Here is a 21,310-nt window from a genome sequence, read left to right on the forward strand (position 1 = left end):
AGAAGTGGAAGAATCAGGATTTAAATCATTCAATACCTTAACGAGAACAATCATATTAAACTATAATGACATTCTCAATTACTTTAACACACGCACCACGAATGCTTCAGCAGAATCTTTCAATGCGAAAATCAAAAACTTCAGATTACAGCTCAGAGGCGTACGAGATAAATCTTTTTTTCTATTCAGATTATCAAAACTTTTTGCTTAGTCCCCAAGTTTTGAGACTGAGCCATTTTCAGATTCCGTAAGAATATGATAGGCGCTTTATAGAAATAAAAAAAGCACTCAAGTTGAGTGCTTTTCTGTGGTCCCACCTGGGCTCGAACCAGGGACCACCTGATTATGAGTCAGGTGCTCTAACCAACTGAGCTATAGGACCTCAAAATTTGGTTAAATTTTGTGTTTGCAAAAATAGTAAAATTTCTTTCACTACAAAATTTTTTATCGCTTTTCTTGACAAAGCTCTACCAGCACACCGTTGGTAGACTTAGGGTGCAAGAAGACAACCAACTTATTATCAGCACCTTCTTTAGGTTCTTCAGAGATAAAAATAAATCCTTCTTTTTTTAATCTTTCTACTTCCTCAATGATATTTTCTACACCAAAAGCCAAATGATGAATGCCTTCCCCTTTCTTATCGATGAATTTTGAAATTGGACTTTCAGGATTACTTGCTTCTAAAAGCTCAATTTTACTTTCTCCAGTTTCATAAAATGACGTTACAACGCCTTCTCTTTCTACCGTTTCTTTTTTATAAGATTCTTTACCCAAAAGCTTCGTAAAAAGCTCATCAGAAACTCCCAAAGATTTTACCGCAATGCCGATATGTTCTAATTTCATAAGTCTAAAATATATTTTTTTTGATTGCCAATCAATTTTCAAATAAGCAATTCAAACAAAAGTACTAAATTTGCATAAATTATGGAAAGCAACAGACAAAGAAAAGTAGCACAGATTATACAGGAAGATTTCGCAGAACTTTTCCGCAAACAGGCATCAGAAAGTAAACAAAATTTTCTGGTTTCAGTTTCCGACGTGAAAGTAACTCCCGATTTGGGAATCGCTAAAATCTATTTAAGTATTTTCCCTCAAGAATTTCGTTCTTCAATTATGGCTGAAATAGAAGCAAATAAGGCACAATACAGAAACTTCATCGGCCAGAAAATGGCAAAACAAGTACGTATTATCCCACAACTAAGCTTTTATCTTGATACTACACTTGATGATGTAGAAAAAATTGAAAGAGAACTAAGAGGCGAAGGCGACAATCCTGTTTTATAACAATATTGAAAAACATTGCATTTTACATCGCATCACGCTACCTTTTATCTAAAAAAGGAAGTACTGCGGTTACATTCATTACCTGGCTTGCAGCTGTGGCGATGAGTGTTGCTGTAGCTGCAATGTTTGTCATTATTTCTGTTTTTTCCGGCCTTGAAGATTTCAACAAATCATTGATTTCTAATCTTCATGCCGATTTAACGATAAAAAGTACCTCTGGGAAGACGCTGAAAAATTTAGACAAAATAAACTCTGTCTTAAAAAATAACAAAGAAATTTCCAGTTTCTCAAGAGTCATAGAAGAGAAAACCTACATCAATTACAACGGGAAAGGTGACGTTGCCTACCTTCGGGGAGTTGATTCAGCTTATACGAAAGTAAACCCAGTTGATAAAACTATTTTTTACGGTAGCTACCCTTCATTTGAGTACAGTAATGAAGTTATTATGGAGCGTTCTCTCCAAAATAGATTGGCAATTCCTGTAAATGACTCCAATGCCGATTTCTCAACCCTTTTTATGCCTAAACCCGGAACGGGAATCATCAACAAGGAAGAAGATATTTATAATAAAAAAGAGATTATCGTTTGTGGTGTTTTTCCAGGGAACGAGCAACTCAACAATTATATTATTGCTCCGATAGAACTGGCCGAAGAATTATTAAATCTTCCAAAAAACTCTGCTTACCAAATCGTCATTAAGCTTAAAAATCAGGAAAATATAAATTCTGTACAACAAGATTTACTCAAAACTTTAGGAAAAGATATCGAAATCAAAACGAAGGAAGAAGAAAATGCAGCTTTCTGGAAAATGATTAACACCGAAAAATTGTTTATCTATTTAATTTTCGCATTGGTTATTTTCATCACAACTTTTAATTTGGCTGGTGCCATCATTATTTTACAGCTTGATAAAAAGCAACAGGCAAAATCTCTGATTTCTTTAGGCTTTCCTTTAGCGCATCTTAGAATGACGTATTTCTACACCGGAATTCTAATTGTGATTTTAGGCGTCGTTTCAGGTCTTATTTTAGGAACAGCTCTATGTTATTTTCAAATTTACACCGAATTATTTAAGGCTGTAGAAGATTTACCTTTTCCTGTAAAAATTGTCGGTGAAAATTATTTAATCGTTGCAGTCATCGCTTCCGTCTTTGGAATTATTATTTCTTGGTTCTTTTCTAAAATCAGCAAAGACTATATTACCAAAAATTAATATTTTAAATTTTCATTTATTTGTAAATTTGCCTCCCAATTTAGAAAAAATGAGACGAATTTTACATTCATTCTTGCTAATCCTGACCAGTATCAGTGCTTTAGCTCAAATTCCAGCCAATTATTATAGTACTGCAACCGGAACTGGTGCTACACTTAAAACCCAACTTAAAGACATCATCACTGCAGGACACAATCCTGGATCTTATGGTGGCTTATGGATTGCATACCAAACAACAGACCGTGATTATTATTACGAAAATGATGGTACAATTCTTGACATTTATTCAGAAAGACCAACTGCAGCAGACCCATATAATTTTACTGTTGGAATTAACCAATGTGGTGGTTACAACAGCGAATCTGATTGTTACAACAGAGAACACATTGTTCCTCAAAGCTTATTCAGTGAAGAATCTCCAATGGTATCAGACATTCATTTCATCCGTGCAACCGATGGTTATGTTAACAATATCAGAGGGAGTTTTCCTTTTGGAAATGTAGGAGTTACTAATTATATTTCTAATAACGGTTCTAAAAGAGGCAGCTCCGCTTCTGCAGGATATACAGGAACTGTTTTTGAACCTATTGATGAGTTTAAAGGTGACGTCGCAAGGATGATCTTTTACTTTGTAACAAGATATGAGACTAAACTTTCCGGCTTTAGTTCTGGTAACATGCTAGGAAACACTGCCTACCCTGGATTACAAACATGGGAGCTTAATCAACTTTTAGCTTGGCACAATTTAGACCCGGTTTCTCCAGCAGAAATAGGAAGAAACGACGCATCATACCTTTACCAAGGAAACAGAAACCCCTATATCGACAATCCTAATTATGTAAATTTAGTTTGGGGAACCCCAACTACAGATACACAAGCTCCGACAGCTCCTACAAACTTAGTAGCAAACAATCCTACATCAAGTACTGTTGCTTTAAGCTGGACAGCTTCTACAGACAATATAGGCGTTACAGGATATGATGTTTATGCTAATAATGTTTTAAAAGCTACTGTTGCTGGAACTTCAACAACTGTTCAAGCATTAGCCTCTTCAACCACTTACGATTTCTACGTTATTGCTAAAGATGCAGCAGGAAACCCATCTGCTCAAAGCAACATCGCAACTGAAACTACGCTTGCCGGATCTGGTGGCGGAACCGGAACTTGTGGAAATGAAGATTTCGAAAACATTACAGGAACAGGAAACGGATATGGTACAAGAACTTGGACCAATAACAACATAACTTGGACAGCAACAGATGCAAGAATAGATCAAACCATAACAGGAAAAGCAATAACCCTTCAAAATGGCTCTTTAACAAGCAGCTCTATCTCGGGAGGTATTCAAAGTCTTACTGTTACAACTCAACGTAAATTCAACGGTGGTTCATCTAATCTAAATTTACAAATTAATGGTGTTACAGTAGGAACAATTCCTTACAGCGATGCACTTACTACAACCACAATCAGCAATATCAATGTTTCAGGAAATGTAATTATTAAACTGATTAATCCTGTCGCTTCAAACCGTGTAGCAATTGATGATCTTTCTTGGACTTGTGCAGCTTCTTTATCAACTGTTGAAAATTCAAGAGATAATGCATTCAGCATTTATCCAAACCCGGTTAAAAATAACGAATTATTTGTAAAAGGTGAAAACTTAAGCAAAATTTCGAAAGCTGAAATCTATGATCTTTCAGGAAAACTAATCAAGAACATTGCAAACCCTTTCAAAAACTCAAATAAAATTAATCTTCATGGAGTAACTAAAGGTGTTTATATCTTGAAAACAGACAACAACACTACAAAATTCATTGTAAACTAAGACAACAAATATTTTCAATACCAAAGACCGATTTTTATCGGTCTTTTTTTTATTTTTGATGTATGGATTCTAGCAACAAATTAGGACTGATCGGAAAAAACATCTCCTACTCTTTTTCAAAAAAATATTTTGAAGATAAATTTAAAAAGAAAAAACTCAGTGATTTTTCGTACGAAATTTTCGATTTACAGGAAATCAATGAAATTGAAGAACTCCTTTTAACGCGTAATCTTTTAGGCTTTAACGTAACGATTCCTTACAAAGAAAAAATTATAGATTTCTTGGATGAATTAAGTGATGAAGCTCAAAAAATAGGCGCTGTAAACTGTGTTTTAATTGAAAATGGAAAAAAGACAGGTTACAATACAGATGCTTTTGGTTTTGAAAAAACATTAATTGCCCACAAAAAGCCACATCACTCATCTGCATTGGTTTTAGGAAATGGTGGCGCCGCAAAAGCAATACAATATGTTTTAGACAAACATCAAATTCCGTATCAAACGATTTCTAGAAAATCAGAGATTAATTTTAATAATTTAGACACAGAAACCGTTTCAGAAAATAAATTAATTATACAATGTACTCCTGTAGGAACCTTCCCTAATACAGAAGATTGTTTAAAATTTCCTTTTGAATCTCTTACAAATCAACATTTGGTGATTGACTTGATTTACAATCCCGAATGCAGTCAATTTCTTTTAAATTCATCACAAAATGGTGCAAAAACCGTCAACGGATATTATATGCTCGAACAACAGGCAGAAAAAGCTTGGAAAATTTGGTCATTTCAAAAAAAATAACATAAATTAGTAACTTAATTGGTTTATATTAGCTCGCTTTAAGAAGTTAATACCATTATTCATAAAAGATTTGCTATGACAACAGAAAATAATCTTTCTGAAAACGAAGAACAAAAACCTTCTACAGAAGTTCAGGAAATAGTTGAAACTATTGAAAACAAAGAAGATAATCATCAGGAAGAAGACCCTGATGCTCATCATCACGATTCTATAGCCGACCTGTCTCTAGCCGACGCTCTGAAAGAAATGGAAAAAATCATCAACTCTCCTAATGCTGGTGAAAGATTCCGAGAATTTAATGTTTTAAAAGAAAAAGCAAATCATTCAATTCACGACGAGGTAGAAGACAAAAAGCATGAATATACAGATGCAGGAAATGCACTTGAAAATTTCAGCTACGAACACCCTTCTCAGTCTAAACTTTCTGGTCTGATTCATATTTTCAGAGAGAAGCATGATTCTTTTCAGAAAAATCAGGAAGAGGAGCAGAAAAAAAATCTGAACCACCGTCAAAGTATTATTGAAAGACTTAAAAATCTTTATACCAATTCTGAGCCTGGAGTCAATCTTTTTAAATCAATAAGAGAGATTAAGGAAGAATGGTCAAACTCTGGTCAGGTTGCAAAATCTGAATTTAAAATTTTAAATAATAATTATTTCCACCATTTGAATCAGTTTTATCAAATGTTGGATTTAAATAAAGAATTCCTTGAGCAGGAATACAGCCACAATTTAGAAAAAAGACAGCACATTATTGCGCGAGCAAAAGAGCTGGAAAATGAGCCGGCTGTACAAAAAGCTTTAAACGAACTTCAATATCTTCACAAACTTTGGAAAGAAGAGGCAGAGCCTGTTTCTGAAGAGTTCCGTGAAAAAACTTGGGAAGAGTTCAAAGAGATTTCAAATAAGATTCACGAAAGAAAAACAGAACTTTCTGCAGCTATTGAAACAGAACAAAATGCTAATCTTGAAAAGAAAAACGAGATTATCGCTGAAATTAAAAATATTTCTGAGCCAAAAGATAGTCCTAATCATACCTATTGGCAAAACTCTATCAAAAGAGTTGAGGAATTACGTTCAGAATTCCTAAAAACAGGAAGTGTACCTAGAAAATTATCCAACAACAACTGGAATGATTTCAAATCTATTTTAAGAGGCTTCAACACGACAAAAAATAATTATTATAAATCTCTGAAAGGTTCTCAACAGCAGAATCTTGATGAGAAAATGAAGCTTATTCAGACCGCAAAAGACAATATGCTTTCTGAAGATTGGGATCTTGCAGTGGCTTTATTTAAAAAACTTCAGGAAGACTGGAAGAAAATCGGTCACGTTCCGAAAAGCATGACCAATAAAATTTGGGATGAATTCCGTGATGCGTGTAATACTTTCTTCAACAATTACAGAGAAAAAAGCAGCGCTTCTACCGATAACTGGAAAGAAAATTACAAACTAAAAAAAGACCTTCTTGAAGAGCTGAAAACCATCTCAGACGAAGAAGGAAGCATCGAAAAGATAGAAGCAATTAAAACCTCTTGGAATAATATTGGAAAAGTTCCAAGAGATAAGATGGCAATCAACTCTGAGTTTAATAAAACTTTAAGAGAAAAGCTAAAATTGAATAAGATCAATGAGCTTGAGCTGAAAGAAGAAGGTTTATCTGAAAATCAATTAACAGACAAAGCAAGAAAAATTAAGAGTCAAATCTCTGATCTTGAAGCGGAAATCGTTAAATTGGAAAACAACCTAGCGTTCTTCAAAAATCCATCAAGAGAAAACCCTCTTTTACGAGATACTTACAATACGATTGATGACAAAAAAGCTCATCTTGAGACTTTAAAGCAGAATCTTCACAGTATTATCGCTGGAGAATAATTAAAAATTAAAGTAAAATCTATAGAGCGAAGCAAAGAAATTTGTATTCGCTTTTTTTATCTTATGCAAGACGAATTTTACATCAGAAGATGCATTGAGCTCGCTCAGAAAGCCATCGGAAATACCTACCCAAATCCATTAGTAGGAAGTGTGATTGTTCACAACGGTAAAATAATTGGTGAAGGGTATCATCATAAAGCAGGTGAAAACCATGCGGAAATCAATGCTATTAATTCCGTTGAAGATAAAAGCCTGATTCCCGAATCTACTATTTATGTTTCTTTGGAACCTTGCGCGCATTTCGGAAAAACGCCGCCTTGCGCTTTAAAGATTGTCGAACTAGGCTTTAAAAAAGTCGTTATCGGTGCAATGGACTCACATGATAAAGTCAACGGAAAAGGTAAGAAGATTATTCAGGATGCAGGAATTGAGGTTGTTTCTGGAGTTCTGGAAAAAGAATGTATTGAGTTAAACAAAAGATTTTTCACCTATCACGAAAAGGCAAGACCTTTTATCATTTTAAAATGGGCTGAGTCTGGTGACCGTTTTATGGATAAAGACTTTAAACCTACTCAAATCAGTAATTCTTTAACTAAACAATTTGTACATCAACTAAGAAATAATGAACATTCTATTTTGATTGGAACGATGACCGCTTTACGAGACAACCCAAGTCTTACAACAAGAGAAATTGTGGGTAGAAACCCAATCAGGATTTTGATTGACATTGATTTAAAAGTTCCTTCTGATTTTAATATTTACAGCAATGAAGCCGAAACTTTGGTTTTCAATTCTGTAAAAGAAGGTCAAGAAGGAAATATAAAATTTATCAAAACTTCAAGAGAGAATTTCATTGAAAATATGTTGAAGAAATTACACGAACTTCAGATACAGTCCATCATTGTGGAAGGCGGAAGTTTAGTTCTTCAACAATTCATCGATGCTGATTTATGGGATGAAACGATTGTTATTAAAAATAAAAATTTAGTTTTAGAAAACGGAACGAAAGCTCCAAGATTTAATCAAACTCCTCTTGAAATACAAGATTTCAGAGACAATGTTATTGAATTTTATAAAAATTCTCACTAAGAAGCCGACAAATGCTGCACGAATACAAAACCATAGAAAAACCTGTAGAAAACACTTTGCTTAAAGAAAAAGGAAGCAAATTCATTGGTTTTGCTTTTCCGGTTAATAATGAAGCTGAACTTAAAAGTGCTTTAGAGAAAATCAGAACAGAGCATCCGAAGGCGACGCATCATTGCTATGCTTTCAGAATGGGTTTAAATGGTGAAAATTATCGCGCAAACGATGATGGAGAACCTTCAGGAAGTGCAGGATTACCAATTTACAATCAACTTTTAGCTAACGAAATAACAAATGTTTTGGTAATCAGCGTTCGTTATTATGGTGGAACAAAACTAGGTGTTTCTGGTTTGGTAAAAGCATATAAAGAATGTGCTAAAATTACATTAGAAGAAGCTCAAATCATTACAAAAGAATTAGAAACTGAAATCGAAATTCAGTTCCAATTCAATCAGCAGAATCTTATTTTCACTTTACTCTCAAAATTTGACGCCAAAGTTTTGAATTTTGACGCTAATGAAAATTGTATTTTGACTGCTTCATTAAAAACAGCACAAAAAGAAAGCATCTCAGAAAAACTATCTGAGATGCAACATATTTTTTTTGAATTTAAAGATTAAATTAATCTCTTCGACCTCCCATTAAAAGAGAAGCAAAATATATCAACTGTGCTAAAGAACCTAAAGCTGCGACTAAATAAGTTCGTGCTGCCCAAGTAAGACTGTCTTTTACTCCAACAAATTCTTCTGCGGTAACTGTTCCTGTATCTTTCAGCCACTTCATCGCTCGATTACTCGCATCATATTCCACAGGAAGTGTAATAAAAGCAAAAAGTGTAGTTAATGCAAACATAATTACTCCAAGCAAGAGAATCAATCTATTCCCACTCATTGCCATAACAACAATACCTCCCATCAATACAAACTGCATTAAATTTGAACTGATGCTTACAACGGGAACCAATTTTGACCTCAGTTGTAGCATTGAATAACCTACAGCGTGTTGAACGGCGTGACCACACTCATGAGCTGCAACGGCTGCTGCAGCTGCATTTCTTTGCATATAAACTGCCTCAGAAAGATTTACCGTTTTATCTGCTGGATTATAATGGTCTGTTAATTGCCCAGGAACCGAAATCACTTGCACATCATGAATATTATTATCTCTCAACATCTTTTCGGCAACTTCTTTACCCGACATTCCGTTTCTGAGATGTACGTTTGAATAATATTCAAATTTAGATTTTAATCTTGAGGAAACAAACCAGCTTACCAGCATTGCAACTCCTATGATAAGATAATAACCTGTCATTTTATTTAAATTTAGTATATAATAATTCTTATAATTGATGTAAAAATTGTGCCAAAGTTTTAGGTTTTATTAATTATATTTGTGGTTCTATTTACCCGAAAACTATGTCAAAAGTTTCCATTCTTGAAGTAAAAACTCCCGAAGATTTAAAGCAATTTGTAAAATTCCCAATGAATTTATACAAAAACAATCCCTATTATGTTCCTTCATTTATAAAAGATGAACTGAACGTTTGGAATCCTCAGGAAAATCCTGCCTTGCAATATTCTGAAGCAAAGCAGTTTTTAGCTTGGAAAGACAATAAAATAGTTGGAAGAATTGCAGTAATCATCAATCATAAAGAAGAAAAAGAACTTGGTATCAAAAAAGTTCGTTTCGGATGGATTGATTTTATTGATGACGCAGAAGTTTCTAAAGCGCTAATCGACACTGCTGTAAATTACGCTAAAGAACATCAAATCGACAACATTGAAGGCCCAATGGGTTTTACCAATCTTGATAAAGCAGGAATGCTAACTTTCGGGTTTGAGAAAATCGCTACCATGATTGGAATTTACAATCATGAATATTACCCGAAACATATTGAAAATCTTGGCCTTGTAAAAGAAAAAGAATGGGTAGAATTTGAAATGAATTTCCCAAAAGTACTTCCTCCAAAAGTAGAAAAATTCAGCTCATTGATTGCTGAAAAATATAACTTAAGAGTGCTAAATTTCCAAAACAAAGAAGAGATTTTACCTTACGTAAAACCAATGTTTAAGCTGCTTGACGAAACTTACAAACATCTTTCAACCTATACTCCTATTTCTGAGGAACAAATCAAAACATACAAAGAGAAATTCTTCCCAATGATTGCCAAAAACTACGTCATCTGCGTAGTTGATGAGCATGATGAGTTGGTTTCTTTTGCTGTTACAATGCCTTCTTATTCTAAAGCTTTACAAAAATCGAAAGGAAAACTTTTCCCTTTCGGATGGTGGCATTTCTTACAGGCTCAAAAGAAAAACGACCGCGCTAATTTTTACTTGATTGGAATTCATCCAGAATACCAAAGACGTGGTGTTACCGCTATTATTTTTAAAGAAATTTTCGTGCGATTCAACAATATGGGAATCGATTTCGCGGAAACCAATCCTGAGTTGGAAGAAAACAAAAGTGTGCAGGTTCTTTGGCAAGATTACAATCCTACAAATCATAAAAGAAGAAGAACTTATTCTTTAAAATTCTAATATGAAACCACATCTTATTATTTTCGCTATTTTGATCGCAGGATTCGCTGTTTATAATATTTTCTTTGCCCTAGCGGATGACAGATCAAATACGCTTATAAACATTGTTTATTCAAGCGTGCTTTTTGCTTATATTTCTTTTATGGCTTTCACAGTGCTTAAAAAACTGAGGAAATAATATAAATCGATTAATTTTAATCATATTTTTATAAATAAATAATCATTAATTTTTGAGCCACATTGATATGAAAGAAATTTTAAAATTAATCCTTATTAGCTTATTATTTAATTCAACACACATTTACTGTCAGGAATTTTATGTGAATAGCAGCGTAGGTTCTCCTTTGACCAATCACGTACATAAATTTAATATTAATAATTCTACTGAAGTATCTCAAAACGTCTGCACTCCATCTGCTAATATGGATTCTTATTCAGATATTGCTATTGACAGTTCTAACAATATATATTACATATCACAAGTTGGTCTATTATACAAAGAAAGTACTACAACTTCCAATTGCACTTATTTGGGTCATTTTTCTACAAATCCAGGAGTAGAATATGGCATTATAAACTCACTTACAGCAGATTCCGGGAATTTTTTATACGCTTTGGGCGGGAATAATATATTGTTCAGATATGACATTAACACAGGTGTTTTCTCTAATTTAGGAATAATACCTAATTCACAAACTGCAGGAGGAGATCTCTTCTTCTATGAAAACAGACTTTTTCTCCTTACTACAACTGGAATACTTGAAATTAATATGGCCAACCCTTCAGAAAGTTGCCCTTTCATGGACATAAACTTACCCCAATTATATGCCGGTTTTTCCATCAATTATGGAACACATTCAAAGGCTTATATTTTGAGCAATAGCTTAAATTCATCTTTTCAAGTAATTTCTACACTTCATGAAGTTGATATGGTTAATAAGCAACTAGGAAACGCCATAAGAATCTATAATCACAATATTTATGGCGCAGCTGCATATTATAATTTAACTTCCACAAACTCTAGTTGTATACCCATTCTCAGTACGGAGGAAAAAATTTTTGACAATGATTATTTAAATGTAATTAATCCCGCAAAAAGTAAAATTATTTGTCAGACAAATTTAAAGAGAAGTGAAATAATTTCAATTCGGCTATATGATAATTTAGGAAGGTTGATAAAAGATTTCTCAAACCAAAAAAATATTGAGAGTTTAGACATTTTAGGAATTCCATCAGGTAACTATTTATTAACGCTCAGTACCAAAAACGGGAAAACATACACAAAAAAAATAATTACCGAAAGCTAATTTTTATTAATCAGAATTCATGCGGAATATCAAAGACGTGGTGTAACGGCAATTATTTTCAAGGAAATTTTCGTGCGTTTCAACAGTATGGGAATCGATTTTGCTGAAACTAATCCTGAATTGGAAGAGAATAAAAGTGTACAAGTTTTATGGCAAGACTATAATCCAACCAATCACAAAAGAAGAAGAACATATTCTTTAAAATTCTAACATGAAAATACACCTTATTATTTTCGCTATTTTAATTGCTGGTTTTGCTGTTTATAATTTATTTTTTGCTCTGGAAGATGACAGAATGAATACTCTGGTAAACATTGTTTATGCGAGTCTACTTTTTGGTTATATTTCTTTTATGGCATTTACAGTGTTAAAAAAAATGAAAAATTAATATAATCCAATTGATTTTAATCATATTTTTGTGAATAAATAATTAGAAATTTTTGAGCCACACTGATATGAAAGAAATTTTAAAATTAACCCTTATTAGCTTATTATTTAATTCAACACACATTTACTGTCAGGAATTTTATGTGAATAGCAGCGTAGGTTCTCCTTTGATTAATCAAGTATATAAATTTAATATTAATAATTCTACTGAAGTATCTCAAAACGTCTGCACTCCAACTGCTAATATGAATTCTTATTCAGATATTGCTATTGACAGCTCTAACAATATATATTACATATCACAAGCTGGTCTATTATACAAAGAAAGTACTACAACTTCCAATTGTACTTATCTGGGTGATTTTTCTACAAATCAAGGAGTAACGTATGGTTCTAACTCACTTACAGCTGATTCCGGGAATTTTTTATACGCTTTGGCCGGGAGTAATATATTGGTCAGATATGACACCAACACAGGTGTTTTCTCTAATTTAGGAATAATACCTAATTCACATACTGCAGGAGGAGATCTTTTCTTCTATGAAAACAGACTTTTTCTCCTTACTACAACTGGAATACTTGAAATTAATATGGCCAATCCTGCACAAAGTTGCCCTTTCATGGATATATACTTACCCAAATTATATGCCGGCTTTTCCATTAATTATGGGACGCATTCAAAGGCTTATATTTTGAGCAATAGTATAAATTCATCTTTTCAATATATTTCGACACTTTATGAAGTTGACATGGTTAATAAACAACTAGGAAACGCCATAAGAACCTATAATCACAATATTTATGGCGCAGCTGCATCTTATAATTTAACTTCCACAAACTCTAGCTGTATACCTATTCTCAGCACCGAGGAAAACAATTTTGACAATGATTATTTAAGTGTAATAAATCCTGCAAAAAACAACATTATTGTCCAAACCAATATAAAGCGTAGTGAAATTATCTCAATTCGGCTATATGATAATTCAGGAATGCTCATAAAAGATTTCTCAAATCAAAACAACATTGTCAGATTAGAAATATCAGGTATTGTTTCTGGAAACTACTTACTATCATTAAGTACAAAAAATGGGAAAACATATACTAAAAAAATAATAATCAAAAGCTAATTTTTATTGATTCTAAATTATCATTTTTCTCTATTTTCATCAGACTTTTAAGATGATTAATTTCATGCTTTATTGTTTATTGCCTAAATTTGCAACTTGAGATAATAATGTAAAAATGAATTTACCTGAAAGTTATATTCCAATCCTTATACAAGCCGGTGTTGCCATAGGTTTTGTAGCCGTTTCTTTGCTTGGAGCTCATTTTTTGGGACCAAAGCAGAAAAAAGGAAATTCTGTAAAAAACCAAAGTTGGGAATGTGGTGTACCTGTTGAAGGAAACGCTAGAACTCCATTTTCAATCAAGTATTTCTTAACTGCAATATTGTTTGTATTATTCGATATCGAAATCGTATTTTTTTATCCTTATGCTGTAAACTTCAGAGAATTTGGTCTTGAAGGCTTCTTTGCAGTTCTTACATTCGTTGCTATTTTCTTCCTTGCATTTTTTTATGTCTGGAAACGTGGCGCATTAGACTGGGATAAATAGATAGAATTATAAAATTTTTAATTTAAAATTTTAGATAATGATTTTGAATTGTGTTGATTTAAAATCTAAAATTTAAAATCTAAAATCATTACAAAAATGTCAGACAACAAACCAATTATAAGAACAGATGCACCAGCTCCGGAAGGATTTGAAGGAGAAGGATTTTTCGCAACGAAATTGAGCAGCGTTATCGGGATGGCTAGAAAGTTTTCACTTTGGCCTTTACCTTTCGCTACTTCTTGTTGTGGTATCGAGTTCATGGCTACTCTAAACCCAACGTATGACGCATCAAGATTTGGTATGGAAAGAAACTCTTTCTCACCAAGACAAGCAGATATGTTGATGGTTTGCGGAACTATTTCTAAAAAATTAGGTCCCGTTTTAAAAGAAGTTTACACTCAAATGGCAGAACCAAAATGGGTAGTTGCTGTTGGAGCTTGTGCTTCAAGCGGAGGTATTTTTGATACGTATTCAGTTTTACAGGGAATAGATAAAATTATTCCGGTAGATGTTTACGTTCCTGGTTGTCCTCCAAGACCAGAGCAGATTATTGAAGGCGTAATGCAGGTACAGGCTTTAGCAGAAAGCGAAAGCATCAGAAGAAGAGATATGCCGGAATACCAAGCATTGCTTGATTCTTATAATATTAGCAATTAATTGATACGGAAATGACGAACGAATTTGTATTAGAAGCGATAACGAGAGAGTTTCCGGAATCTGTAATTTCCAGTTCAGAGCCTTATGGAATGCTGACTGTAGAAATTAAAAAAGAGGATATCAAAAAAATAATTCATTATCTTAAAGATTCATCATTGGAAATTAATTTCCTTACTGATGTTTGTGGAATCCATTACCCAGAATTTCCAGAGAAAGAAATCGGAGTTGTTTATCACTTGCATAATATGATGACGAATTTCAGAATCCGTTTGAAAATCTTCATGTCAAGAGAAAATATTGAGGTAGATTCTCTAACTGAATTATACGCAGGCGCCAACTGGATGGAAAGAGAAACTTTTGATTTTTATGGAATTAAATTTAAAGGACATCCGGATTTAAGACCTATCCTGAATATGGAAGACCTTGGTTATCATCCAATGCTGAAAGAATACCGTCTTGAAGATGGTACAAGAACAGATAAGAACGACACCATGTTTGGTAGATAAAAATATAATGCAATAAGCAGTAAGCAGTAAGCAATAAGCTTAAAGCCTAAAGCCTAAAGCCTAAAGCATTTAAATTATGAAAGACAACTCATTATCTAATATACTTAACCAGCACAATAGTAACGAACAGATTGACGGGCAATTATACACCCTGAATTTGGGACCTACTCACCCTGCAACGCACGGAATCTTCCAAAACGTTCTTACGATGGACGGTGAAAGAATTCTTCACGCAGAGCAGACCGTTGGTTATATCCACAGAGCTTTTGAAAAAATTTCTGAAAGAAGAAATTATGCTCAAATTACGACGCTTACAGACCGTATGAACTACTGTTCTGCGCCAATCAACAATCTTGGATGGCACATGACGGTAGAAAAGCTGATTGGTGTAAAAGTTCCGAAACGCGTAGATTATATGCGCGTCATTTTAATGGAATTGGCAAGAATCGGTGACCACTTGATTTGTAACGGAGTAACCGGAATGGATGCAGGTGCAATTACAGGTCTTACCTATATGTTCATCGAAAGAGAGCGTATTTACGATATGTACGAGCAGATTTGTGGAGCTAGAATGACCACCAATATGGGAAGAATCGGAGGTTTTGAAAGAGATTTCACTCCAAAATTCCATGAGTTGCTAAAAGATTTCTTAAAAACATTCCCTTCAAGATTCCAGGAATTCTGTAATCTATTGGAGAGAAACAGAATATTTATGGACAGAACCATTGGTGCAGGTGCAATTTCAGCAGAAAGAGCATTAAGCTATGGTTTCACGGGTCCTAATTTACGTGCAACAGGTGTAGATTATGATGTAAGAGTTGCACAACCTTATTCTTCTTATGAAGATTTCGATTTCATCATTCCTGTAGGAACTTCTGGTGACACTTACGACCGTTTCATGGTTCGTCAGCAGGAAATCTGGGAATCTTTGAAAATAATCAATCAAGCGTACGACAATTTGCCGGAAGGTCCTTTCCACGCAGATGTTCCAGAATTTTATCTTCCTGAAAAAGCTGATGTTTATAAAAAAATGGAAGCTTTAATTTACCATTTCAAAATCGTAATGGGAGAAACCGACGTACCAAAAGGAGAAGTTTATCATCCTGTAGAAGGAGGAAACGGAGAACTAGGATTCTATTTGGTGAGTGATGGAGGAAGAAGCCCTTACAGACTTCACTTCAGAAGACCATGTTTTATCTACTACCAAGCATATCCTGAAATGATCACAGGTTCTGTAATTTCAGACGCTATCGTTACGATGTGTAGTATGAACGTGATTGCGGGAGAATTAGACGCATAAAAGAAATTATAGATTTTGGATTATAAATTTAAATTAATCTAAACTCTTTAAATATAAATTAATATCAAAATTGATAGGATTTTTAGAACTAAGATTTTCATCTAAAATCTAAAATCTAAAATCTAAAATCTTTAAATATGAGCGAAACAATAGCTTTTAAACCGGAAAGTTTACAGCAGGTACACAAAATCATGGCAAGATATCCTGAAGGAAGACAAAAGTCTGCCCTTCTTCCTGTGTTACATTTAGCGCAGAAAGAATTTGGAGGATGGCTGGATGTTCCTGTAATGGATTATGTTGCTGAATTATTGAGTATTAAACCTATCGAAGTATACGAAGTAGCTACTTTTTATACCATGTTTAATATGAAACCGGTGGGTAAATATGTTTTGGAAGTTTGCAGAACCGGACCTTGTATGGTTCGTGGAAGCGAAAAAATTCTTGACCATATCAGAACTAAACTAAATATAAAAGATGGACAAACCACTGAAGATGGAATGTTCACTTTAAAACCAGCTGAATGTCTTGGAGCTTGCGGATACGCACCCATGATGCAGCTAGGTAAGTTTTTTCACGAAAATTTAACGATAGAAAAAGTTGACGAAATCCTTGATCTTTGCAGAGAAGGACAAGTTGATTTGGGCTAATAGAAATTTTAAAATCTAAATTTTAGATTTTAAATTATTCACTTAACGTTTAATACTAATTAATGCAAAAGGCCAAAAGCTAATTGCAATAAGCAAATAAAAATGAGTAAAAAACTTTTACTTAAAGACGCACACGTAGAAGGAATACGCTACTTCGAAACTTACCGCAAACAAGGAGGTTATGGAGCAGCTGAAAAAGCCTTTAAAATGACACCAGAAGAAATTCTTGAAGAAGTAAAAGTTTCAGGTCTTCGTGGTCGTGGTGGTGCAGGTTTCCCAACAGGAATGAAGTGGAGCTTTCTGGCAAAACCGGAAGGCGTACCAAGACACTTGGTAGTGAATGCAGATGAATCTGAACCGGGAACTTTCAAAGACAGATATTTAATGGAATTTCTTCCTCATCTTTTGATTGAGGGAATGTTGATTTCATCTTTCGTTTTAGGTTCAAATGTTTCTTATATCTACATCCGTGGAGAATATTCTTGGATTCCTGATATTTTAGAAGAAGCAATTGAAGAAGCTAAAGCGGCAGGATTTTTAGGTAAAAACATCTTAGGAACTGGTTTCGATTGCGAAATTTATGTTCAAAGAGGTGGTGGAGCCTATATCTGTGGTGAAGAAACTGCTTTGCTAGAATCTCTTGAAGGTAAAAGAGGAAACCCAAGATTGAAACCACCTTTCCCTGCTGTAAAAGGACTTTGGGAAAGACCAACGGTTGTAAATAACGTTGAATCTATCGCAGCAATCGTTCCGATTATCGATATTACCGGTGCAGAATATGCAAAAATCGGTGTTGGTAGATCGACTGGTACAAAATTAATTTCTGCTTGCGGAAATATCAATAAACCCGGAGTTTACGAAATCGATATGACCATTACAGTTGAAGAATTTATTTATTCTGATGAATATTGTGGTGGAATTCCAAACGGTAAAAAGCTAAAGGCTTGTATTCCTGGAGGAAGTTCAGTTCCGATTGTTCCGGCAAACTTATTATTGAAAACGGTAAACGGTGAACCAAGATATATGAATTATGAATCTCTTGCTGATGGTGGTTTTGCTACCGGAACAATGATGGGTTCAGGGGGATTTATTGTTTTGGATGAAGACCAGTGTATCGTAGAACATACCATGACTTTAGCGAGATTTTATAATCACGAAAGTTGCGGACAATGTACTCCTTGCCGCGAAGGAACGGGATGGATGTACAAAATTTTGAAAAAAATTGAGAAAGGAGAAGGAAAAATGGAAGACATCGATTTGCTTTGGGATATCCAGAGAAAAATTGAAGGAAACACAATTTGTCCTTTAGGTGATGCGGCAGCTTGGCCTGTTGCAGCAGCGATCCGTCATTTCAGAGACGAATTCGAGTGGCATATTAAAAACCCAGAATTGTCTCAGACACAAAACTATGGTTTGGCAAATTATGCAGACCCTATTCCGGCAGCAGCTAGTAATTAATATGAATTTGGAATTATGAAGAAGTTGATTGCTGTAGGGCTATTATTGTCTAATTTTGTGTTTGCTCAGAATATTAAAGACACTTTAAGTAAAGAAAAATCTCTTGAAGAAGCTTGTGCTTTTCCTTCTGCTTCAAGGTCGTTAAAAAAAGCAAAGACTAAAGCTTTAGAAGAAAGTGAAACTATATCATCTTTTGAAGAAAATAAAAAAGATATAAATTCTTTTAAAAAAGGAGCAATGTTCGTTTTTTGGGGTTGGAACAGAGCAGGATTTAGCAATTCTGATATTAGATTTAAAGGAAATGGTTACGATTTTACATTAAATAATGTGGTAGCCCATGACAGACCTTCAGAATTAAGTATGGCATATATAGATCCTACAAGGCTTTCAATTCCTCAATTTAATTTTAGATTAAGTTATTTTATTAAAGATAATCTTGCTTTAGTTGTAGGAACAGATCACATGAAATATGTGATGGATCAGGAACAGACTGTAGATTTTAAGGGAAATATATCAGATTCGAAATATGCAGCGATGGTTCAGAATGGGAAAGTAAATCTTACAGATCAAGAATTCTTGACTTTTGAGCATACAGACGGACTTAATTATGTAAATGCAGGTCTTGAGAAATACAAAAATCTATACAGTAAAAAGAATTTTGATATTTTTTGGGCTTATGGAGCTGGTGTAGGAGTATTATTTCCAAAATCTAATGTGAAATTATTCGGAAACGAAAGAAGTGATCGATACCATGTAGCAGGATTTGGGTTGGATGCAAGAACCAACATCAATTTTGTTTTTTGGAAGCATTGGATGGCAAGAGTTGAAGGTAAATTCGGTTATATTAATATGCCGGATATTAAAACAACTCTTAATAATAAACCTGATAAAGCCAGTCAGGACTTTGTATTCTACCAAGTTAATTTTGGGATCGGATATACATTTAATACGAAGAAGTATAATTAAAATAGAGCTTAATAGGTAACAGCGTAGAATATGAGCGAAGAGGTTAGGAGATTAATTTTATTATTTTTTTTAATATTTTCATCAATATTTTATTCTCAAAAATCACCTCTTGAGATAAAAGCTTTAGGAAAAATTGAAAGTGGTGATAAATTAAAAATTGAACTAAAAAATATATCGAAGGATACCTTAAAGTTGTTAGGAAATTTATATCTTGATTCTAGAACTTTTTCAGGATTAAAAACGTCAGGGTTTGATTATTCTTATATAAAAAATTGTGAAGATAACAAAACATCATTTGCGAAGGTAGCTGAACAGCCACATAATTTTGGTGAATTTGACGAGAAATTAATCATCTTAGAGCCAAACTCCAGTCATAATATCATTGTTTGGATTGTTGGTGGAGAAAGAATTTGTGGAAATCCTGACAACAATAAATTAAAAATTACGTATAAAGTAGAATTGTGTAACGATTTTGCTGAAACATATAAAAAAGAGAAGAATAATTTTAGTGAAAAGATAAAAGATTTTGAAAGAAAATTTTCTAATTTAAAAAATAAATCAAGTGTAAAAGATTTTCAGGAACTTTCATATTTAATGAATGATTTGATAAGAACGAAAAAAATACTTGAAGGCTTTGAAAATTTAGAAATAGTTGCATCTCAACATCTTCAAGCCGAAACTGAATATATTCAATTTTAAATAACTTAAAAGAGCGTAAAGGAAGTAACCTATAGCTTAAATAATATGAGCGAAGAAGTTAAAAAATTCAAAATAACGATAGACGGACAAACTGCTGAAGTTTTGCCCGGGACTTCTATTTTGGAAGCTGCAAGACAAATCGGTGGAAAATCTGTTCCTCCTGCAATGTGTTACTACAGCAAATTGGAAACCAGTGGTGGAAGATGTAGAACATGTTTGGTAGAAGTTTCTAAAGGTTCAGAAGCAGATCCGCGTCCTATGCCAAAATTGGTAGCAAGCTGCAGAACCAATGTGATGGATGGAATGGAAGTGAAAAACCTTTCTTCTGAAAAAGCTCAGGAAGGTAGAAAAGCAGTTACTGAATTCTTGTTGGTAAACCACCCATTAGATTGCCCGGTTTGTGATCAGGCAGGTGAATGTCACCTTCAGGATTTGGGTTACGAGCACGGAAATCTTGAAACCAGAACTGAATTTGAAAGAAATACGTACGAAGCAGACGATTTAGGTCCACATATTAAATTGAATATGAACCGTTGTATTCTTTGTGCAAGATGCGTTTTAGCGGCTAATCAATTGACAGGTGAACGTGAGCACGGAATTCTTTTCAGAGGAGATCATGCTGAAATTTCTACTTATTTAAATAAAGCTTTAGATAATGACTTCATCGGAAACGTGATTGACGTGTGCCCGGTTGGAGCATTAACAGACAGAACAGCTCGTTTCGCAAGCAGAGTTTGGTTTACAAAGCCAATGAACGGTTCTTGCAAATGTGATAAGTGTTCTGGAAAAGCAACAGTTTACTTGAAAGGTGACGAAGTTGTAAGAGTTACTGCAAGAAAAGATCAGTGGGGAGAAGTTGAAGAATTTATCTGTGACACTTGTCGTTTCGAAAGAAAATCTCTTTCAGACTGGAACATCGAAGGACCGAGACATATCGACAGACATTCAGTTATTTCATTAAACCATTACGAGAAGCCTAAAGACGAATTGAGAGTTTTAGACAATCCAATGGCTAAAGAGATCAGCGAAAAAGACGAAAAATAATAAATCGCTGGATGTCGGAAGTTTGATGATGGATGTTTTTCAGCTTTGAAAATATTTCCATTAAATTAGACTTCTGCTATTTAAAATAAAAATTGATTAAA

General features: G+C 33.9%; 23 protein-coding genes, 1 tRNA gene and 1 pseudogene. 22 read left to right on the forward strand and 3 right to left on the reverse strand.

All coding sequences use genetic code 11. The annotated features are described in order from the left end of the window. A partial coding sequence (locus AB671_RS18160) for a transposase (RefSeq protein ID WP_185114114.1) occupies positions 1-211 on the forward strand: 211 nt, incomplete at its 5' end. A gap of 97 nt (positions 212-308) precedes the next feature. On the opposite strand, the gene AB671_RS18165 is transcribed toward AB671_RS18160, so the two are convergent. Then, positions 309-382, reverse strand: a tRNA-Ile gene (locus AB671_RS18165). 62 nt (positions 383-444) lie between these two features. After that, positions 445-843: a methylmalonyl-CoA epimerase gene (gene mce, locus AB671_RS18170; RefSeq protein WP_066680288.1), complete on the reverse strand. Its 399-nt coding sequence runs from the start codon at positions 841-843 to the stop codon at positions 445-447. Positions 844-924: 81 nt separating this feature from the next. Here mce and rbfA point away from each other — a divergent pair, with 81 nt between their 5' ends. The 7 genes from rbfA to AB671_RS18205 all read left to right on the forward strand — a co-directional run bounded on the left by rbfA (position 925) and on the right by AB671_RS18205 (position 8,704). Beyond that, positions 925-1,284 carry a 30S ribosome-binding factor RbfA gene (gene rbfA, locus AB671_RS18175; RefSeq protein WP_066680287.1) on the forward strand — a complete coding sequence of 120 codons (360 nt, stop codon included), beginning with the start codon at positions 925-927 and terminating at the stop codon, positions 1,282-1,284. 5 nt (positions 1,285-1,289) lie between these two features. Next, positions 1,290-2,498, forward strand: coding sequence for an ABC transporter permease (locus AB671_RS18180; protein WP_066680282.1), 1,209 nt, complete (start codon positions 1,290-1,292; stop codon positions 2,496-2,498). Positions 2,499-2,547: 49 nt separating this feature from the next. Further along, entirely contained in the window at positions 2,548-4,323 is a 1,776-nt protein-coding gene (locus AB671_RS18185; protein WP_066680293.1) for an endonuclease, read from the forward strand. Between the two features lie 62 nt (positions 4,324-4,385). Then, positions 4,386-5,123, forward strand: coding sequence for a shikimate dehydrogenase family protein (locus AB671_RS18190; protein ID WP_066680281.1), 738 nt, complete (start codon positions 4,386-4,388; stop codon positions 5,121-5,123). A 75-nt stretch (positions 5,124-5,198) separates the two neighbouring features. Further along, positions 5,199-6,998 (forward strand): DUF349 domain-containing protein, encoded by a 1,800-nt coding sequence (locus tag AB671_RS18195; RefSeq protein WP_066680280.1) that lies wholly within the window; start codon positions 5,199-5,201, stop codon positions 6,996-6,998. 63 nt (positions 6,999-7,061) lie between these two features. After that, positions 7,062-8,087 (forward strand): bifunctional diaminohydroxyphosphoribosylaminopyrimidine deaminase/5-amino-6-(5-phosphoribosylamino)uracil reductase RibD, encoded by a 1,026-nt coding sequence (ribD, locus tag AB671_RS18200; protein WP_066680279.1) that lies wholly within the window; start codon positions 7,062-7,064, stop codon positions 8,085-8,087. 11 nt (positions 8,088-8,098) lie between these two features. Then, positions 8,099-8,704: an IMPACT family protein gene (locus AB671_RS18205; RefSeq protein ID WP_066680278.1), complete on the forward strand. Its 606-nt coding sequence runs from the start codon at positions 8,099-8,101 to the stop codon at positions 8,702-8,704. A 1-nt stretch (position 8,705) separates the two neighbouring features. On the opposite strand, the gene AB671_RS18210 is transcribed toward AB671_RS18205, so the two are convergent. Beyond that, the gene (locus tag AB671_RS18210; RefSeq protein ID WP_066680277.1) at positions 8,706-9,395 is read right to left on the reverse strand and encodes a zinc metallopeptidase; all 690 of its coding nucleotides are present in this window, start codon (positions 9,393-9,395) and stop codon (positions 8,706-8,708) included. Positions 9,396-9,499: 104 nt separating this feature from the next. Between AB671_RS18210 and AB671_RS18215 the strand changes: the two genes are divergently transcribed. The 14 genes and pseudogenes from AB671_RS18215 to AB671_RS18270 all read left to right on the forward strand — a co-directional run bounded on the left by AB671_RS18215 (position 9,500) and on the right by AB671_RS18270 (position 21,209). Further along, a complete protein-coding gene (locus AB671_RS18215) occupies positions 9,500-10,624 on the forward strand; it encodes a GTP cyclohydrolase (RefSeq protein WP_066680276.1) in 1,125 nt (374 codons plus the stop codon). Positions 10,625-10,854: 230 nt separating this feature from the next. Further along, positions 10,855-11,931: a T9SS type A sorting domain-containing protein gene (locus AB671_RS23080; protein WP_157444253.1), complete on the forward strand. Its 1,077-nt coding sequence runs from the start codon at positions 10,855-10,857 to the stop codon at positions 11,929-11,931. Further along, a pseudogene (locus AB671_RS23085) lies at positions 11,932-12,141 on the forward strand (GTP cyclohydrolase); the annotation flags it as partial. It abuts the gene before it with no gap. A gap of 1 nt (position 12,142) precedes the next feature. Next, positions 12,143-12,319 (forward strand): hypothetical protein, encoded by a 177-nt coding sequence (locus AB671_RS22515; protein WP_185114113.1) that lies wholly within the window; start codon positions 12,143-12,145, stop codon positions 12,317-12,319. Between the two features lie 67 nt (positions 12,320-12,386). After that, on the forward strand, positions 12,387-13,445 hold the full coding sequence (locus AB671_RS18225; protein WP_066680272.1) for a T9SS type A sorting domain-containing protein: 1,059 nt from the start codon (positions 12,387-12,389) through the stop codon (positions 13,443-13,445). A gap of 115 nt (positions 13,446-13,560) precedes the next feature. Next, positions 13,561-13,932, forward strand: a complete 372-nt coding sequence (locus tag AB671_RS18230; RefSeq protein ID WP_066680270.1) for an NADH-quinone oxidoreductase subunit A — start codon at positions 13,561-13,563, stop codon at positions 13,930-13,932. A gap of 96 nt (positions 13,933-14,028) precedes the next feature. Beyond that, positions 14,029-14,589, forward strand: a complete 561-nt coding sequence (locus AB671_RS18235) for an NADH-quinone oxidoreductase subunit B (RefSeq protein ID WP_066680269.1) — start codon at positions 14,029-14,031, stop codon at positions 14,587-14,589. A gap of 11 nt (positions 14,590-14,600) precedes the next feature. After that, positions 14,601-15,095 carry an NADH-quinone oxidoreductase subunit C gene (locus tag AB671_RS18240; RefSeq protein WP_066680268.1) on the forward strand — a complete coding sequence of 165 codons (495 nt, stop codon included), beginning with the start codon at positions 14,601-14,603 and terminating at the stop codon, positions 15,093-15,095. A gap of 76 nt (positions 15,096-15,171) precedes the next feature. Next, positions 15,172-16,395, forward strand: a complete 1,224-nt coding sequence (gene nuoD / locus AB671_RS18245; RefSeq protein WP_066680267.1) for an NADH dehydrogenase (quinone) subunit D — start codon at positions 15,172-15,174, stop codon at positions 16,393-16,395. 137 nt (positions 16,396-16,532) lie between these two features. Continuing rightward, a complete protein-coding gene (gene nuoE, locus AB671_RS18250; protein WP_066680265.1) occupies positions 16,533-17,042 on the forward strand; it encodes a complex I 24 kDa subunit family protein in 510 nt (169 codons plus the stop codon). Positions 17,043-17,144: 102 nt separating this feature from the next. Then, positions 17,145-18,500: an NADH-quinone oxidoreductase subunit NuoF gene (nuoF, locus tag AB671_RS18255; protein WP_066680263.1), complete on the forward strand. Its 1,356-nt coding sequence runs from the start codon at positions 17,145-17,147 to the stop codon at positions 18,498-18,500. Between the two features lie 237 nt (positions 18,501-18,737). Further along, positions 18,738-19,466, forward strand: coding sequence for a hypothetical protein (locus AB671_RS18260; protein ID WP_228390979.1), 729 nt, complete (start codon positions 18,738-18,740; stop codon positions 19,464-19,466). Between the two features lie 30 nt (positions 19,467-19,496). After that, positions 19,497-20,165, forward strand: coding sequence for a hypothetical protein (locus AB671_RS18265; protein ID WP_066680256.1), 669 nt, complete (start codon positions 19,497-19,499; stop codon positions 20,163-20,165). 45 nt (positions 20,166-20,210) lie between these two features. Next, positions 20,211-21,209, forward strand: a complete 999-nt coding sequence (locus AB671_RS18270) for a 2Fe-2S iron-sulfur cluster-binding protein (protein WP_066680254.1) — start codon at positions 20,211-20,213, stop codon at positions 21,207-21,209. Positions 21,210-21,310: the final 101 nt, after the last annotated feature.

It is taken from the genome of Chryseobacterium sp. BGARF1 (assembly GCF_001677955.1).
GTDB lineage: Bacteria > Bacteroidota > Bacteroidia > Flavobacteriales > Weeksellaceae > Chryseobacterium.